This is a genomic window from Devosia sp. P2_G7, assembly GCF_056403495.1.
In genome coordinates, this window is record NZ_JBFUFI010000005.1 from 119,433 (window position 1) to 132,576 (window position 13,144).

Annotated in this window: 17 protein-coding genes; 6 read left to right on the forward strand and 11 right to left on the reverse strand. The window is 64.6% G+C overall.

All coding sequences use genetic code 11. The features are described 5' to 3' along the window. Positions 1-13 precede the first annotated feature (13 nt). Complete coding sequence (locus tag AC1DWU_RS10200) at positions 14-184, reverse strand: YdcH family protein (RefSeq protein ID WP_477149867.1); 171 nt, start codon at positions 182-184, stop codon at positions 14-16. A gap of 179 nt (positions 185-363) precedes the next feature. Here AC1DWU_RS10200 and AC1DWU_RS10205 point away from each other — a divergent pair, with 179 nt between their 5' ends. The 6 genes from AC1DWU_RS10205 to AC1DWU_RS10230 all read left to right on the forward strand — a co-directional run bounded on the left by AC1DWU_RS10205 (position 364) and on the right by AC1DWU_RS10230 (position 4,090). Next, on the forward strand, positions 364-579 hold the full coding sequence (locus AC1DWU_RS10205) for a YdcH family protein (RefSeq protein WP_477149868.1): 216 nt from the start codon (positions 364-366) through the stop codon (positions 577-579). Positions 580-686: 107 nt separating this feature from the next. Beyond that, complete coding sequence (locus AC1DWU_RS10210; protein ID WP_477149869.1) at positions 687-1,403, forward strand: TetR/AcrR family transcriptional regulator; 717 nt, start codon at positions 687-689, stop codon at positions 1,401-1,403. A gap of 99 nt (positions 1,404-1,502) precedes the next feature. Next, positions 1,503-1,967 carry a 5-(carboxyamino)imidazole ribonucleotide mutase gene (purE, locus tag AC1DWU_RS10215; protein WP_477150063.1) on the forward strand — a complete coding sequence of 155 codons (465 nt, stop codon included), beginning with the start codon at positions 1,503-1,505 and terminating at the stop codon, positions 1,965-1,967. Further along, on the forward strand, positions 1,960-3,048 hold the full coding sequence (locus AC1DWU_RS10220; protein WP_477149870.1) for a 5-(carboxyamino)imidazole ribonucleotide synthase: 1,089 nt from the start codon (positions 1,960-1,962) through the stop codon (positions 3,046-3,048). Before purE ends, AC1DWU_RS10220 begins: the two co-directional genes overlap by 8 nt. Positions 3,049-3,190: 142 nt before the next feature. Continuing rightward, positions 3,191-3,433, forward strand: coding sequence for a 30S ribosomal protein S21 (rpsU, locus tag AC1DWU_RS10225; protein WP_055046207.1), 243 nt, complete (start codon positions 3,191-3,193; stop codon positions 3,431-3,433). Positions 3,434-3,625: 192 nt separating this feature from the next. After that, on the forward strand, positions 3,626-4,090 hold the full coding sequence (locus tag AC1DWU_RS10230; protein WP_477149871.1) for a DUF992 domain-containing protein: 465 nt from the start codon (positions 3,626-3,628) through the stop codon (positions 4,088-4,090). Between the two features lie 179 nt (positions 4,091-4,269). Here the strand turns inward: AC1DWU_RS10230 and AC1DWU_RS10235 are convergent, their stop codons facing one another. From AC1DWU_RS10235 to AC1DWU_RS10280, 10 genes are all read right to left on the reverse strand, one after another. After that, positions 4,270-5,085 carry an alpha/beta hydrolase gene (locus tag AC1DWU_RS10235; protein ID WP_477149872.1) on the reverse strand — a complete coding sequence of 272 codons (816 nt, stop codon included), beginning with the start codon at positions 5,083-5,085 and terminating at the stop codon, positions 4,270-4,272. Positions 5,086-5,137: 52 nt separating this feature from the next. Then, on the reverse strand, positions 5,138-5,794 hold the full coding sequence (locus AC1DWU_RS10240; RefSeq protein ID WP_477149873.1) for a DsbA family oxidoreductase: 657 nt from the start codon (positions 5,792-5,794) through the stop codon (positions 5,138-5,140). A gap of 161 nt (positions 5,795-5,955) precedes the next feature. Further along, positions 5,956-6,360, reverse strand: coding sequence for a hypothetical protein (locus tag AC1DWU_RS10245; protein WP_477149874.1), 405 nt, complete (start codon positions 6,358-6,360; stop codon positions 5,956-5,958). 83 nt (positions 6,361-6,443) lie between these two features. Next, positions 6,444-8,078, reverse strand: coding sequence for a hypothetical protein (locus AC1DWU_RS10250; RefSeq protein ID WP_477149875.1), 1,635 nt, complete (start codon positions 8,076-8,078; stop codon positions 6,444-6,446). A gap of 103 nt (positions 8,079-8,181) precedes the next feature. Next, positions 8,182-9,585, reverse strand: a complete 1,404-nt coding sequence (locus AC1DWU_RS10255) for an NAD(P)(+) transhydrogenase (Re/Si-specific) subunit beta (protein ID WP_477150064.1) — start codon at positions 9,583-9,585, stop codon at positions 8,182-8,184. Then, positions 9,585-10,136: a hypothetical protein gene (locus tag AC1DWU_RS10260; protein ID WP_477149876.1), complete on the reverse strand. Its 552-nt coding sequence runs from the start codon at positions 10,134-10,136 to the stop codon at positions 9,585-9,587. Before AC1DWU_RS10260 ends, AC1DWU_RS10255 begins: the two co-directional genes overlap by 1 nt. Continuing rightward, a complete protein-coding gene (locus AC1DWU_RS10265) occupies positions 10,136-10,525 on the reverse strand; it encodes an NAD(P) transhydrogenase subunit alpha part 2 (RefSeq protein ID WP_477149877.1) in 390 nt (129 codons plus the stop codon). Before AC1DWU_RS10265 ends, AC1DWU_RS10260 begins: the two co-directional genes overlap by 1 nt. Next, positions 10,526-11,977 (reverse strand): Re/Si-specific NAD(P)(+) transhydrogenase subunit alpha, encoded by a 1,452-nt coding sequence (locus AC1DWU_RS10270; protein WP_477149878.1) that lies wholly within the window; start codon positions 11,975-11,977, stop codon positions 10,526-10,528. Between the two features lie 59 nt (positions 11,978-12,036). Further along, on the reverse strand, positions 12,037-12,282 hold the full coding sequence (locus tag AC1DWU_RS10275) for an aa3-type cytochrome c oxidase subunit IV (protein ID WP_477149879.1): 246 nt from the start codon (positions 12,280-12,282) through the stop codon (positions 12,037-12,039). 226 nt (positions 12,283-12,508) lie between these two features. Continuing rightward, positions 12,509-13,132: an outer membrane protein gene (locus tag AC1DWU_RS10280; RefSeq protein ID WP_477149880.1), complete on the reverse strand. Its 624-nt coding sequence runs from the start codon at positions 13,130-13,132 to the stop codon at positions 12,509-12,511. Between the last annotated feature and the right edge of the window lie 12 nt (positions 13,133-13,144).

The window sequence follows — 13,144 nt, forward strand, 5'->3', positions numbered from 1 at the left end:
TCTATTCGTTTCCTCAGGCTTCGCTGAGCATCCGTGCCAGCTCGTCCTTGATCTCCAGTTTCTTCCGCTTCAGTGCCGCGACGTACAAGTCATCGTGGCTGGGGTGGCTCATTTCATCCTCGATCTTCCGGTCTAGTTCCCGGTGACGCCGCTCGAGCGATTCGACGTGGCCTTCAGTCGTCATGACAACTCCTCTCCAGCTTTCTTCGACCTCTGATCGTCACAAAAATTTCACGCGCTGTCGACGTGCAACCGTGCAACACCCATCCGGCGGTGCAAAATCAGGTGCAAATCCCCGACCGATCGGCTAACCCTTTGATGCAGGCCATTCCGCCTCGCTGAGGGACTCCGTTAACCGCTGCGATGCTGCCGCTTACCAAGGAACAAGAAGCTGCGCTCGGTCTGGAACTGGCTGCAAAACGCCAGGAACATGCCGATCTCGACGCCGCGATCCACACCCTCTCCGCCTCCGGTTATTCCGACCAGATGCTGATCCAGCGCATGAAAAAGCGGAAGCTGACGCTGAAGGATCGCATCGTGCAGCTCGAGAACATCCTGCTCCCCGACATCATCGCCTGAGCCGCTCTGCGTCCTGACGTCGCGCTCCACAATCGCAAATGGCCGTGCTAGGAAGCTGGACCGACCAGCGGTCGGTCCTAGCGCGCGACTGTCCTTGGGAGGGCGGAATGCCGTTTCCTCGTATCGTGAAATCCGCACCGGCCCGGCGCGACGAAATCCTTGATGCCGCCCAGCGCCTGTTTGCCGGCAACGGCTACGACGCGACGTCGGTCAACCAGATCATCGTTGCCGTCGGCGTGTCGAAGGGGGCGTTCTACCACCACTTCGAATCGAAAGAGGACCTGGTCGAGGCCCTCGCCTGCCGCTATGCGCGACAGACCGCGGCGCTGACCGAGCAGGAACTCTCCGACCCCACGCTTGATGCCTTCTCCAAGCTCACCGGGTTCCTTGGCACCATGCGTCGCCACAAGACGGAGACGGCCGCCGAGTTGCGCGCCACGTTCGAGCCGATGTTCCGGGCCGAGAACCTGCAGCTGTTCGAGCGCACGCAGCGCGCCGTGACCGAAGTGGTGCAGCCGATTCTCACCCGCATCATCGTCGAAGGCGTCGCCGAGCAGACCTTCGATACGCCCGATCCGGAAGGCGCAGCCGAGACCATCATGCATTTGATGACCTCCAACCGCCAACTGATCGTCGAGCTGTATCAAACCCGCGACCGGCTGCATTTCGAGCGCCTGGCGCAGCGCCTGCTGGCCAAGATGGAGTACCTGGGCACCGTCATCGATCGCATCCTCGGCCTGCCCGAGGGCAGTATCGAACTCGCCGATCGCAACTCGCTCGACGTTCTGGCCTGCGCGCTTGATCGGCCGCCGACCGCTGCCTGACCGCTTGCGCTCGGCGGCGCTGCCACCTATGGGTGACAACTTGAGTGCCGCGCCTTCCGGGGGACCAAAGTGCCGACCTCGCCACCCGTCGCCATCATCATGGGCAGCCAGTCCGACTGGCCCAACCTGCGCCATGCCGCCGAGACGCTCGACTCGCTGAAGATCGACTACGAGGCGCGCATCATCTCGGCGCACCGCACGCCCGACCGGATGTACGAATTCGCCAAGGGCGCCAAGGCCGAAGGCTTCCAGGTGATCATCGCCTCGGCCGGCGGCGCTGCCCATTTGCCCGGCATGGTCGCCGCGCTGACCCCCCTGCCCGTGCTAGGTGTACCCGCCCAGACCGCAGCGCTGGGTGGCGAGGACAGCCTGCTGTCGATCGTCCAGATGCCGCCGGGCATTCCGGTCGGCACACTCGCCATCGGGCGCGCGGGCGCCATCAACGCTGCACTGCTAGCCGCCGCCATCCTTGCCTTGTCCGACCCCGAGATCGCCTCGGCGCTCGATGATTTCCGCGCCGACCAGACCGCTTCCATCCCCGAGTTTCCATCCGACGATGTCTGACGCCCGTCCGCTGCCGCAGGGCAGCACCATCGGTATCCTTGGCGGCGGCCAACTCGGCCGCATGCTGGCCCTCGCCGCCGCCCGCCTGGGCATGAAGACCCACATCTTCTGCCCCGATCCCGAGAGCCCGGCCTTCGACGTGACGCCGCTGAAGACCGTCGCCGCCTATGACGACGAGGACGCCCTCGCCGCTTTTGCCGCGAGCGTCGACGTCGTCACCTACGAGTTCGAGAACGTGCCGGCGAAGACCGCCGCCTTCCTCGCCAACCTGAAGCCGCTGCGCCCCGGTGCCAACGCGCTGGCGGTGTCGCAGGACCGGCTGGCAGAAAAGGCCTTCCTCACCATCAACCGCATCCCGGTAGCGCCGTTTGCCGCCATCACCGACCTCGACCGGCTCGAGGCCGAGCTTGAAGAGATCGGCACCCCGGCGGTGCTGAAGACCACCCGCCTCGGTTACGACGGCAAGGGCCAGCGCATCGTCCGCAACATGGAGGACGCGGCTCTCGCCTGGGAACTGCTGTCGCCCAAGCCGCTGGTGCTCGAGGCCTTCATCGAGTTCGAAAAAGAAATCTCGGTGGTCGTGGCGCGCAACGCGCTGGGCGAGGTCGCCGCCTTCGACCCCGCCGAGAATGTCCACCGCGACCACATCCTCAAGACTAGTACGGTGCCAGCCGACATCACCGGCAAGAGCGCGAAGAAGGCCGGCGAAATCGCCAAGACCATCGCGGCGGCCCTCGACTACGTTGGCGTGCTCGGCGTCGAGTTCTTCGTGCTGCCGGGCGGCAAGCTGCTGGTCAACGAGATCGCTCCGCGGGTGCACAATTCCGGGCACTGGACCGAGGCGGTGGCCATCACCGACCAGTTCGAGCAGCACATCCGTGCGGTCCTCAACTGGCCTCTGGGCGACCCCGCCCGCATGGCCGATGTGGTGATGGAAAACCTGATCGGCGACGAGATTGCAGCGATTCCCGAGCGGCTCGGCCCGGCGATCAAGCCGCACGCCTACGGCAAGGCTGAGTCGCGTCGCGGACGGAAAATGGGCCACATCAACCGGGTTGCATTGAAAAAGCGCGCGAAATGAGCGATTTCGCGTGGCTGCCGGTGTGGACAAGCCGTTTCGATTGGCCTATATAGCCGCCCACGAATGACCGGTTCAGCCGGTCGGCGCTCCTTTGGGGCGTTCACATCAAACAGTTCTGACGTATTACGAAGGGCGGTTGCGCTTGCAAGTAGTTGTTCGCGATAACAATGTTGACCAGGCGCTGCGCGCACTGAAGAAGAAGCTCCAGCGCGAAGGCGTCTTCCGCGAGATGAAGCTTCGCAACTACTACGAGAAGCCGTCCGAGAAGAAGGCGCGCCAGAAGGCCGAGGCCGTGCGCCGCGCCCGTAAGCTCGCTCGCAAGCGCGCCCAGCGCGAAGGCGGCCTGCCCGCTCCGGCGGCTGCTGCCCGCCCCGCGCGCCCGTAAGAGCGCGTTCAGATTTGGTTCAGGAACGCCGCCTCACAAGGGCGGCGTTTTTGTTACGTACCGCCAGAATTCGCCCACACTTGTGCAGTCTCTGCGCAACCGGATGAGGCCTTGTGCCGTTGGCGGCAACGGATAGACTCCCGATCCACTTAGGGTCGACTAAAAACGCGTCAAACATTGAGGACTCCAATCATGAAGAAGTTCATCGCCGCGGCCCTCGCCGCTGTCATGCTGATGTCTGCCGGCGCCGCCCAGGCCGCCACTCAGGTGAAGGTGGGCGTGCTCTCCTGCTCCGTCGAAGCCGGTATCGGCTTCATCATCGGCTCGTCCAAGGACATGACCTGCCGCTTCAAGCGCGACGGCTACAAGACCGAAAAGTACCACGGCAACATCAAGAAGCTCGGCATCGACATCGGCGTCACCGGTCGCACCGAGATCGTCTGGCTGGTGTTCTCCGCCTCCAACACCAAATACGGCAAGGGTTCGCTGGCAGGCACCTATGTCGGCGGCTCGGCTGAAGCCACCATCGGCGTCGGCCTCGGCGGCAACTGGCTGATCGGCGGCTCGCGCAAGGGCTTCGCCCTGCAGCCCTGGTCGATCCAGGGCCAGACCGGCCTCAACTACTCGGTCGCCTTCTCGGGCCTGACCCTGTACTGAGCCGGCGCACCCCGCTGGAGTTTGAAACGCCGGTCCCTTGGGCCGGCGTTTTCTTTTGGGCTGGTGGTTGTGCCCCCCMCCCCTGTCCCCTCCCGCAAGGGCGAGGGAGACGCCTTCACAAGTGCCAGTGTTCTGGTCCCCTCCCCGGGTAAAGGTCGGCTAGCGCCGGCAGATGAGCTCTAGCGCGCCGCCTCAACCCGCTCGAAGAACCCTCTCGCCCTGCCCCAGATGCCACGATCCCATAGGTCGCTGTGGCCGGCGCCGGGCTCGATCCACAACTCATCCTTGTGCGGCGCCATCACGTACACCCGCTCGCCGTGGCTGACCCCGATGGTGCGATCGGCCGTGCCATGCGCCACGTAGACCGGCTCAGTCACGTCCTTGATCCACTGGTCGACCGGGAATTGATCGAACATCAGCAGCCCGACCGGCAGGAACCAGTAGCGGTCCGCCGCGACCGATACCGCCGAGTCGAACGGTGTCTCGAGCAGCAGCGCATCGGCGTCGCGCCGGCTTGCCACGTACGTCGCTGGCCCCGCGCCAAGGGAGCGCCCCCAGAGGACGATTGGGAAGCCCTTGGCCGTCGCCCAATCGAAGGCGGCAAGAGCATCGGCCAGGATATGCTCCTCGGTCACCTCACCCGGCGAGCCGGGGAAGCCGCGATAGTCGAAGGCGAGGAAGCCATAGCCATCCGCAACGAACGCTTCGTAGCGCTCGTGCTCGCGTGAAAAGCTCTCGGCATTGCCGCGGAAGTAGAGGATCATTGGCTTGCCCCCGGTGGGCGGCTGATACCAGCCGGCGACGGCCGAGCCGTCGGCACTCGGGATGCTGACGAGCTCCGCCTGCGGCAGCTTCGTCTCGCTCAGCGCGAACATCCGCCCACCGCGCTCGTACTGGAAGTCGCGCTGGAAAAAGTACATCACGCCCAGCACGATAAGGTAGGCGAGCACCGCAACGATACCCACGCCGACCGCGATCCGCCTCAGCCACTTCATGCCCTGCCCTCCGTTGCGAAGGGCATGCCACGTCGCTAGCGACAGGGCAATGTCAGCCCTGCGCCGCCAGCTTCTCGGGGTCGAGTGCGTATTCGAAGGCGCGGGCGAACACCTCGTCAGGCTGGCAGCCGGAGACCGCGAACTTGTTGTCGAACACGAAGAACGGCACGCCCTGGATGCCCTGCTGCGCCGCGGTGACCGCCAGCTCGTGGGTGATCGCCAACTCGCGTGGGTCGCGCACCGCGTCCAGCGCCTCGGCATGGGTGAAGCCGTGCTGCTCGGCGATGCCTGCCAGCACCTCGTCATCGTTGATCAGCTGGTGATCCATGAAATAGGCCCAGGCAATGGCATTGGCCAGCGCATGCTGCGTGCCCTTGGCCTTGGCGAGCCGCACCAGCGTGTGGCCCTTGCGCGTCGGGAACGAGCGCGGCTGCTGGCTGAGATCGAGGTCGATGCCGGACTTGCGGGCTTCGCCCTCCACCCGCGCCCACATCTCCTTGGGATCACGCCCATACTTCTCGCGCAGCATGTCGGCGACGACGACGCCTTCGTCGGGCGTGTTCGGGTCGAGATAGAACGGATGATTCTCGACCTCGACCACCACATCGTCCGGCAGCCCCGCGATCGCCTGGTCGAGCCGCGCTGAGCCGACGAGGCACCACGGGCAGACAGTATCGGTGAACAGGTCGATCTTGACGGTGCGGGCCACGGCGATCCTCATTGGCTGAACCGGCAACACATGGCTGCGGAACCTCGGCGGCGCAAGAACGCACACCGAGGTAACTAGCATCCGCTCGCCTGCCTATCCCAAGTGAGATAGGACAGAAGAACGGACATATGCCGGCTCCGCTTTATGAACGCGGATGAAGGCTAGTTGAACGCCATTACCGCGCTGATCACGATGCCGGCCATGGCGAGGCGCGTGATCCAGCCCATGACGCGCGGGCTGATGGTGCCCGGCTTGGTGACGGCGCCGATGATCATCGCAACGAGCACGACGGCCACCAGCCCCATCTTGATGAAGAACCAGACGCTCTGCCCCTCGAACCCACCGTAGCGGACAAAGACCATCGAGATGCCGGTGATGAGCAGCAGGCCGAACGCAATGCGCGCGTTGATCATCAGTTGCTTGCCGATGCCGCCCAATAGCGGCCGGCTATCCGGCGTGGCCAGCGCCATTCGGCTGCCAACCAGAGGCGCCGCGATTGTAGTGGCGATCCCCAGGCCGAAGGCCGCGAGGTGGACGATGAGGAGGAAATTGAAGACGAGATCCATGGCTGCCGAGCCCCTTTTCCAGTGAAGGAGCCAAGGGATACGACCTCAAGCGAAGTTGAGGTCAACAGGGATTCGTCGGGAGATCAGTTCGTCCGCGTCTCGATATCACCTTTGAGGTGCATCGCCTTGCGCAGCTGGCGGATGTGAAGCGGCAGCTCATCTTCAGACTTGCCGGCGTAGCTCTTGTGCCAGGTCCAGTAGAGCGTGTGCGTGACAAAGCGGTTGAGGATAGGCGGCCAGCCGGGGCGCTTGATCTTGACGTCGTACTCTTCGATCCCTGGGCCGAACACCGGCTGCAGCGGCCCCGACACGATGTCGCCGAACAGCGGAAACCAGTGGATGTCGTAAAGATTGGTCCAGCGCACGGCCGAAAACGCCGCGGCGAAATGGGCAAACGGTCCACTCTCACCAAGCATATAGCTGGCCTTCGGGCTTGGCCGGTCCGGCCGAGGCGGTGCCGAGGAGAGCCCGCGCTCCCCGAACTCGCGCTCAAGGGCCGCCTTGTCGTCCTTGAGCAGGAACTCGGCATGGCCGAGTGCCGCCCCCATGGTGATGAAATCCGAGATGCGGAAATTGATGCCGCCCAGCACCATCGCCTCGAACGTCAGGCTTTGCTGTTTCTGGAACTCGGCAAGGTCGAAGGGTTTGCGTTGCTCCTCGGCAGTACCCCACCAGGCCTTGACCGCCTCGTCGATCTTCTCCAGCGGCTCCTTCACACCGGCCACCGCCGGCCGCAGGTGGCTCGGCCCTTCCGCCTGCCAGTAAAGCTGGATGAGATCGTAGGCGATGATGGTACCAAGGCTGTGGGCAACGACGATGATGCGCTCATAGTAGGGCCGTACCTCGCCGCCGCTGCGATCGACCTTTTCGTGCAGCGCTCGCAACAACTCGAGGCCGCGCTTGCGGACCTGCTGCCGTTTGTCGACAGTCGCCGGCGTCGCCCTGACGTAGCGCACGACGTCGCCGACATAGGGCGCGATGATGCCACCCAGCAGCGCTGCAGCAACGATCGCGAAGATGCCTGACCAAACCTTGACGCTGCTTAGCGTCTCGCCCGGCGCAAACAGCAACACGAGCCCGGCACCGACCAGCGCCAGTGGCATGCCAACCCTCACGCGCGCCAGCTTGCGCGCCCCGACAAATCGTACGGCCAAGGCGAGGATACCGAAGCCGGCAACGACAACGCCGAGCCACCCGTGATTGCCCGCTAGCCAGGCGGTGATGCCAGCCAGCATGCCATTCGCCATGGCGCTGGTAGGATCGAGTGTCGCCAGCGTGTTGAGTATGACGGCGATGGTGATTGCCCACAGCGCGAGGAAAGCGATCCAGACGCGGACGCTATGCGGCACCGCCCATGGTGAGCGCAGGATCAGGCCGCGCACCCATGCGTAGACCGCCTCGATCGGCGTTCCCTGCATGATGTCGGCCCAGTAGAACTCGTAGAAATCCGTGCGCAGCCGGTCATTGGTGCGCGGCTGGGTCGAGATCTTGCGTAACTCCGACGAGCCGGTCGCGGTGTCGGGCACCGTCCAGACCTGGTTGACCTCGCCCAGATCGGGATCCTCGACGGGCTTGGCACCGAGCTGGTCGTCGCGCTGATAGACGGTTTCGACAAAGCTCCGCATGGTCTCGAGCGGAACCTGCTCGCCCATGCCGTGGATAACCAATACCGCTTGCCGGCGCGTCTTCCAGGTTCTGCGCCGATTTCCCTCAGCCATTCCCGTCCCCCATTTGGCCCGGAGGAGATGACAATAAGAGATAAGTAATAGGGCCGCCTCACGGCGACCCTAGACTAGTATCCGGCGTTGATCAAATGCTCGGTTAGTGGCCGAGCGCCTTGACGATATCTTCGGTGACCTTCTTGGCGTCGCCGAACAACATCATGGTGTTGTCGCGGAAGAACAGCTCGTTCTGGACGCCGGCATAGCCCGCCGCCATGCCGCGCTTGATGAACAGCACCGTGCCGGCGTCTTCGACGTTCAGCACCGGCATGCCGTAGATCGGCGAGGTCTTGTCGGTCTTGGCTGCCGGGTTGGTGACGTCGTTGGCGCCGATGACGAAGGCGACGTCGGTCTGCGCGAACTCGGAGTTGATGTCCTCGAGCTCGAACACTTCGTCGTAGGGCACGTTGGCTTCGGCCAGCAGCACGTTCATGTGCCCGGGCATGCGACCGGCCACCGGATGGATGGCATACTTCACTTCGACGCCCTCGGCCTTCAAGAGGTCCGCCATTTCACGCAGCGCGTGCTGCGCCTGGGCGACCGCCATGCCGTAACCTGGGACGATGATGACCTTGCCGGCGTTCTTCATCATGAAGGCCGCGTCGTCGGACGAGCCCTGCTTGACCGGCCGCGTCTCTTCCTCGCCCGAGCCGCCGGCAGCCGCATCGCCACCGAAACCGCCGAGGATCACCGAGATGAAGCTGCGGTTCATCGCCTTGCACATGATGTACGAGAGGATGGCACCCGACGAGCCGACCAGTGCGCCGGTGATGATCAGCGCGGTATTGCCCAGCGTGAAGCCGATGCCTGCGGCTGCCCAGCCCGAGTAGGAGTTGAGCATCGAGACGACCACCGGCATGTCGGCGCCGCCGATCGGGATGATCATCAGCCCGCCCAGCACCAGCGCCACGAGGGTGATGGCCCAGAACCAGATCGGATCGACGGTGACCGCGAAGGCCCAGATCAGCACCAGCAGTAAGAGGCCAAGGGCGATGTGGATGATGTGGCGGAACGGCAGGATGATCGGCTTGCCGCTCATGTTGCCATTGAGCTTGGCGAAGGCGATGACCGAGCCGGTGAAGGTGAAGGCGCCGATGGCAACGCCGAGGCTCATCTCGACGATCGCCTGCGCGTGGATGTGGCCCACAGCACCGATGCCGAAGGCCTCCGGCGCGTAGAGCGCCGCGGCGGCGACGAACACCGCCGCGAGGCCGACCAGCGAGTGGAACGCTGCGACCAACTGCGGCATGTCGGTCATCTTGACCTTGCGCGCCAGCACGGCGCCGATGCCGCCGCCGACCGCGAGGCCGCCGATGATCAGCACCCAGCTCAGCCAATCGGAAACACCGGCCACCAGCAGCGTGGTGACGATGGCGATGCCCATGCCGACCATGCCGAAGGTGTTGCCCTGCCGCGACGAGGCCGGGCTGGAGAGCCCGCGCAGCGCCAGGATGAAGAGGACGCCGGAGACGAGGTAGAGAACGGCGGCGAGACTGGCGTCGATCATTCTGTAACAGGCTCCATGCTGCCCGTGGGGAACACCACGTCGGCAAAACCGGGATAGACTTCCTTGAGCAGGGCGACCTGCTGCGGGTCTTCGACGCGAACCAGGTACCAGGTCTCGCCATCGAGCAGCCCGAGGGTGGACGACTTGGCGCGGTACTTGCCGCCAGCCTCGCCCAGATCCATCAACGTCTCGGTCGGGATCAGGGCGTAAGGCGTGCCGTCGGCGAGAGCGACGAACTCGGCGGCCTCGAGGTCCATGCCGAACGAGACGATCGTCATGTTCTTCAGCGCTTCGTTGATCTGATCCTGCGTGGCGGCGATCAGTTGTTCGACTGTGACGCTGTTCGCCGCGGCGATCTTCTCGAGCATCTTGGGTGGAACCACGCCAAGGACGCCGGACATGTCGCTGGCCTTCATTGCGGCATCGAAGCTCTCGATGCGCGTAGCGAGCGCCGCTTTTTGGGCGTCGTCCAGTTCCTGGGCAAAGCCCGGAAGCGTCAGTGCCAGGATGAGGCCCAGCGCGACGGCAAAACGATTGAGCAGGGCCATCAGCGGCTCCCTGCCTTGCTGGCCGGGGCTTCCTTCTTCTTGTACATCGCCAGCATGCGCTGGGTGACAAGGAAGCCGCCGAAGATGTTGACGCTGGCCAGCACGAGCGCGAGGAAGCCGAACAGCTTCGACACCCAGTTGCTGTCTGCCGCAAGCGGCACGCCGACGGCGAGCAGCGCGCCCACCACGATCACCGAGGAGATGGCGTTGGTCACCGACATCAACGGCGTGTGCAGCGCCGGGGTGACGCTCCAAACCACGTAGTAGCCCACCGCAATGGCGAGGACGAAGATCGACAGGCGGAAGACGAACGGATCGATCGCTCCGCCGGTCGCGACGCTGACCGCGGCGGTGATGGCATCCGCGGTATTGGCAGCGGTCTGTTCCATTTACTTCTTCCCCTTGGCGGGCTTGGCAGCGGCAGTCTTGGTCGCAGCAACCTTGGTCGCGGCGGGTTTCGCCGCGGCAGGCTTTGCGGTGGGCTTGGCGGCGGCCTTCTTCGGCTCAGCAGCCTTGGCGATCGGCGCAACGATCGGCGCGGCCTTCTTGACCTTACCGCCGGCCGACTTAGCCATCGCCGCGGTTTTCACCGGTGCGGCGGGGGCAGGCTCAGCTTTCGGAGCAGCGACCTTCTTCGGCGCGACGGCCTTGCCGGTAGCGCCGGTCTTCTTCGGCTCGGCAACCTTCGCTGCGGCAGGCTTGGCGGCCGGCGCGGCGTCGAACTTGATGTTGGGGTGAACAATGGCGCCGTCGCGGGTGAGCACGGTGGCCTTCACCAGCTCGTCGTCCCAGTTCACCGCCAGCTTCTTCTCTTTCTTGTCGATCAGCGTTTCGAGGAAGGAGACGAGGTTGCGCGAGAACAGCTGGCTGGCCGAAGTGGCAAGGCGGCCAGCGACGTTGGTAAAGCCGATGATGGTGACGCCATTGGCGGTGGTGATGGTCTTGCCCGGCTGGGTCAGCTCGATATTGCCGCCGCGCTCCGCCGCGAGATCGACCAGCACCGAACCCGGGGCCATCGACTCGACCATCGCCTTGGTTACCAGCTTGGGTGCGGGGCGGCCGGGGATCAGCGCAGTGGTGATGACGATGTCCTGCTTGGCGATGTGGCCGGCAACCAGCTCGGCCTGCGCCGCCTGCTCGTCCTTGGTCAACTCGCGCGCATAGCCGCCCGCACCCGACGCATCTTTCAGCGCGTCGGTCATGATGAACTTGCCACCCAGCGACGCCACCTGCTCGGCAGCGGCGGCGCGCACGTCCGTGGCGGTGACCACGGCGCCGAGGCGCTTGGCGGTGGCGATGGCCTGCAGCCCCGCGACGCCGGCGCCCATGACGAACACCTTGGCCGGACGGATCGTACCCGCCGCCGTCATCATCATCGGCATTGCGCGGTCGAACGCGCCCGCGGCATCGACCACGGCCTGGTAGCCGGCGAGATTGGCCTGGCTGGAGAGGATGTCCATCACCTGGGCGCGGGTAATACGCGGCATGAATTCCATGGCGATGGCGGTGACGCCGGCCTTGGCCAGCGCGGCGATCTCGCCTTCGTTGCCGTAGGGGTCCATCGCGCCGACTACCAGTGCACCGGCGGCAGCGCCGGCCAGGACGGCCGCACCCGGTCGGCGCACCGTCAACACGATGTCGGCGCCCTTTACCGTCGCGGCCGCTGCGCCGACGGTGGCGCCGGCCGCCGCATAGTCGGCATCGGGGAAGCGCGCGAGTTCGCCCGCCCCGGCCTCTATGGCAACGCTGGCGCCCAGCCCGATCAGCTTGGCGACCGTTTCAGGCGTCGCCGCGACGCGCGTCTCGCCTTCGGCGCGTTCCCGCAACACTGCAATCTTCATGAACGTCTCCAGAGCGTCAGCCGGACCGCGCGGGTCGCCACATACAAAAAATCCCGCCGTTAGCCGCGGCGGGATCCCATCACTGTCACGCCGATGGCGCCGACTGGAATGACCAGCAGGAGCAGCGCGCCGATGATCGGCTGATGCGCCTCGATGAAGGCGTAGAGGGCGAGGACAATGAACACCAACGCCACGATCGACCACTTCACGAAGGTGATGAAGCCGGTATAGGTCGCCTCGTGCTGGGCATAGTCCATCGCGGGCGGCAGTTCTTGGGTGGCAGCAGCGGCAGGTTTCTTGGCCATCAGGTCCTCGATGAAATCAGGCTTCGCGCGTCCCAACGAGAACCGGCACATGACCAGGCCGGCGTGGGACGAGCCGTGGTTTCTCATACTTTGCCGATGCACAGCTTACAAGCGCGCCGCTGGCTGACCCACCCAACATCTATGCGGCTCCCGGCCTCAAGGGCCTCCCAGAAACAAAAAGGGCCGCCCAAAAAGGGCGACCCTCTTTCAAACCACTATCGAGAGGTCAGAGTGCCCAGTTGAGGCCAACGCTGACTTGGTGGGTGTTCAAGGTGACCGGCGAGGTGGCCGCGTTCAGCGTGATATCGTGAGAGCCATAGTCTGAGTAGCGGTACAGCAAATCGATCGACAGATCGTCGGTAGCTGCAAACTCGACACCGGCACCAGCAGTCCAGCCGACATAGACTTGAGAGGCGCTGTCGGGAGGCGCATCCAGCGATACGCCTGCAACCGCGAGACCGCCCGTCAAATACGGCAGGAACGCTCCGCCATTGATGCCCAGGCGTCCGCGCACAGACCCGACCCAATCGAGGTCGACGTCGGCACCGCCGGTCACGCCAGAGATGCTGCTCCACGCAAGGTCACCAACTATACCGGCAACGATCGCCTCGGAGACAGTAAAGTTCGCGCCTACAGCGCCGCCAGCCAGCCAACCAGAGATGTCAGTATCGACACCAAACGAATTCGCGGTGCCGGCACCATAGCCGGCAAACACGCCCACGTAGACGCCATCCCAGTCGTGGGCGGCGAGAGCGGCCTCGGCAACCGGTTCATCGACGATCAAATCGGCAGCCATTGTCGAAGACACAGCAGTCGCGGCCAGCAGGCCAACGATCAACGCACGAATCATTCCAAGCTCCCG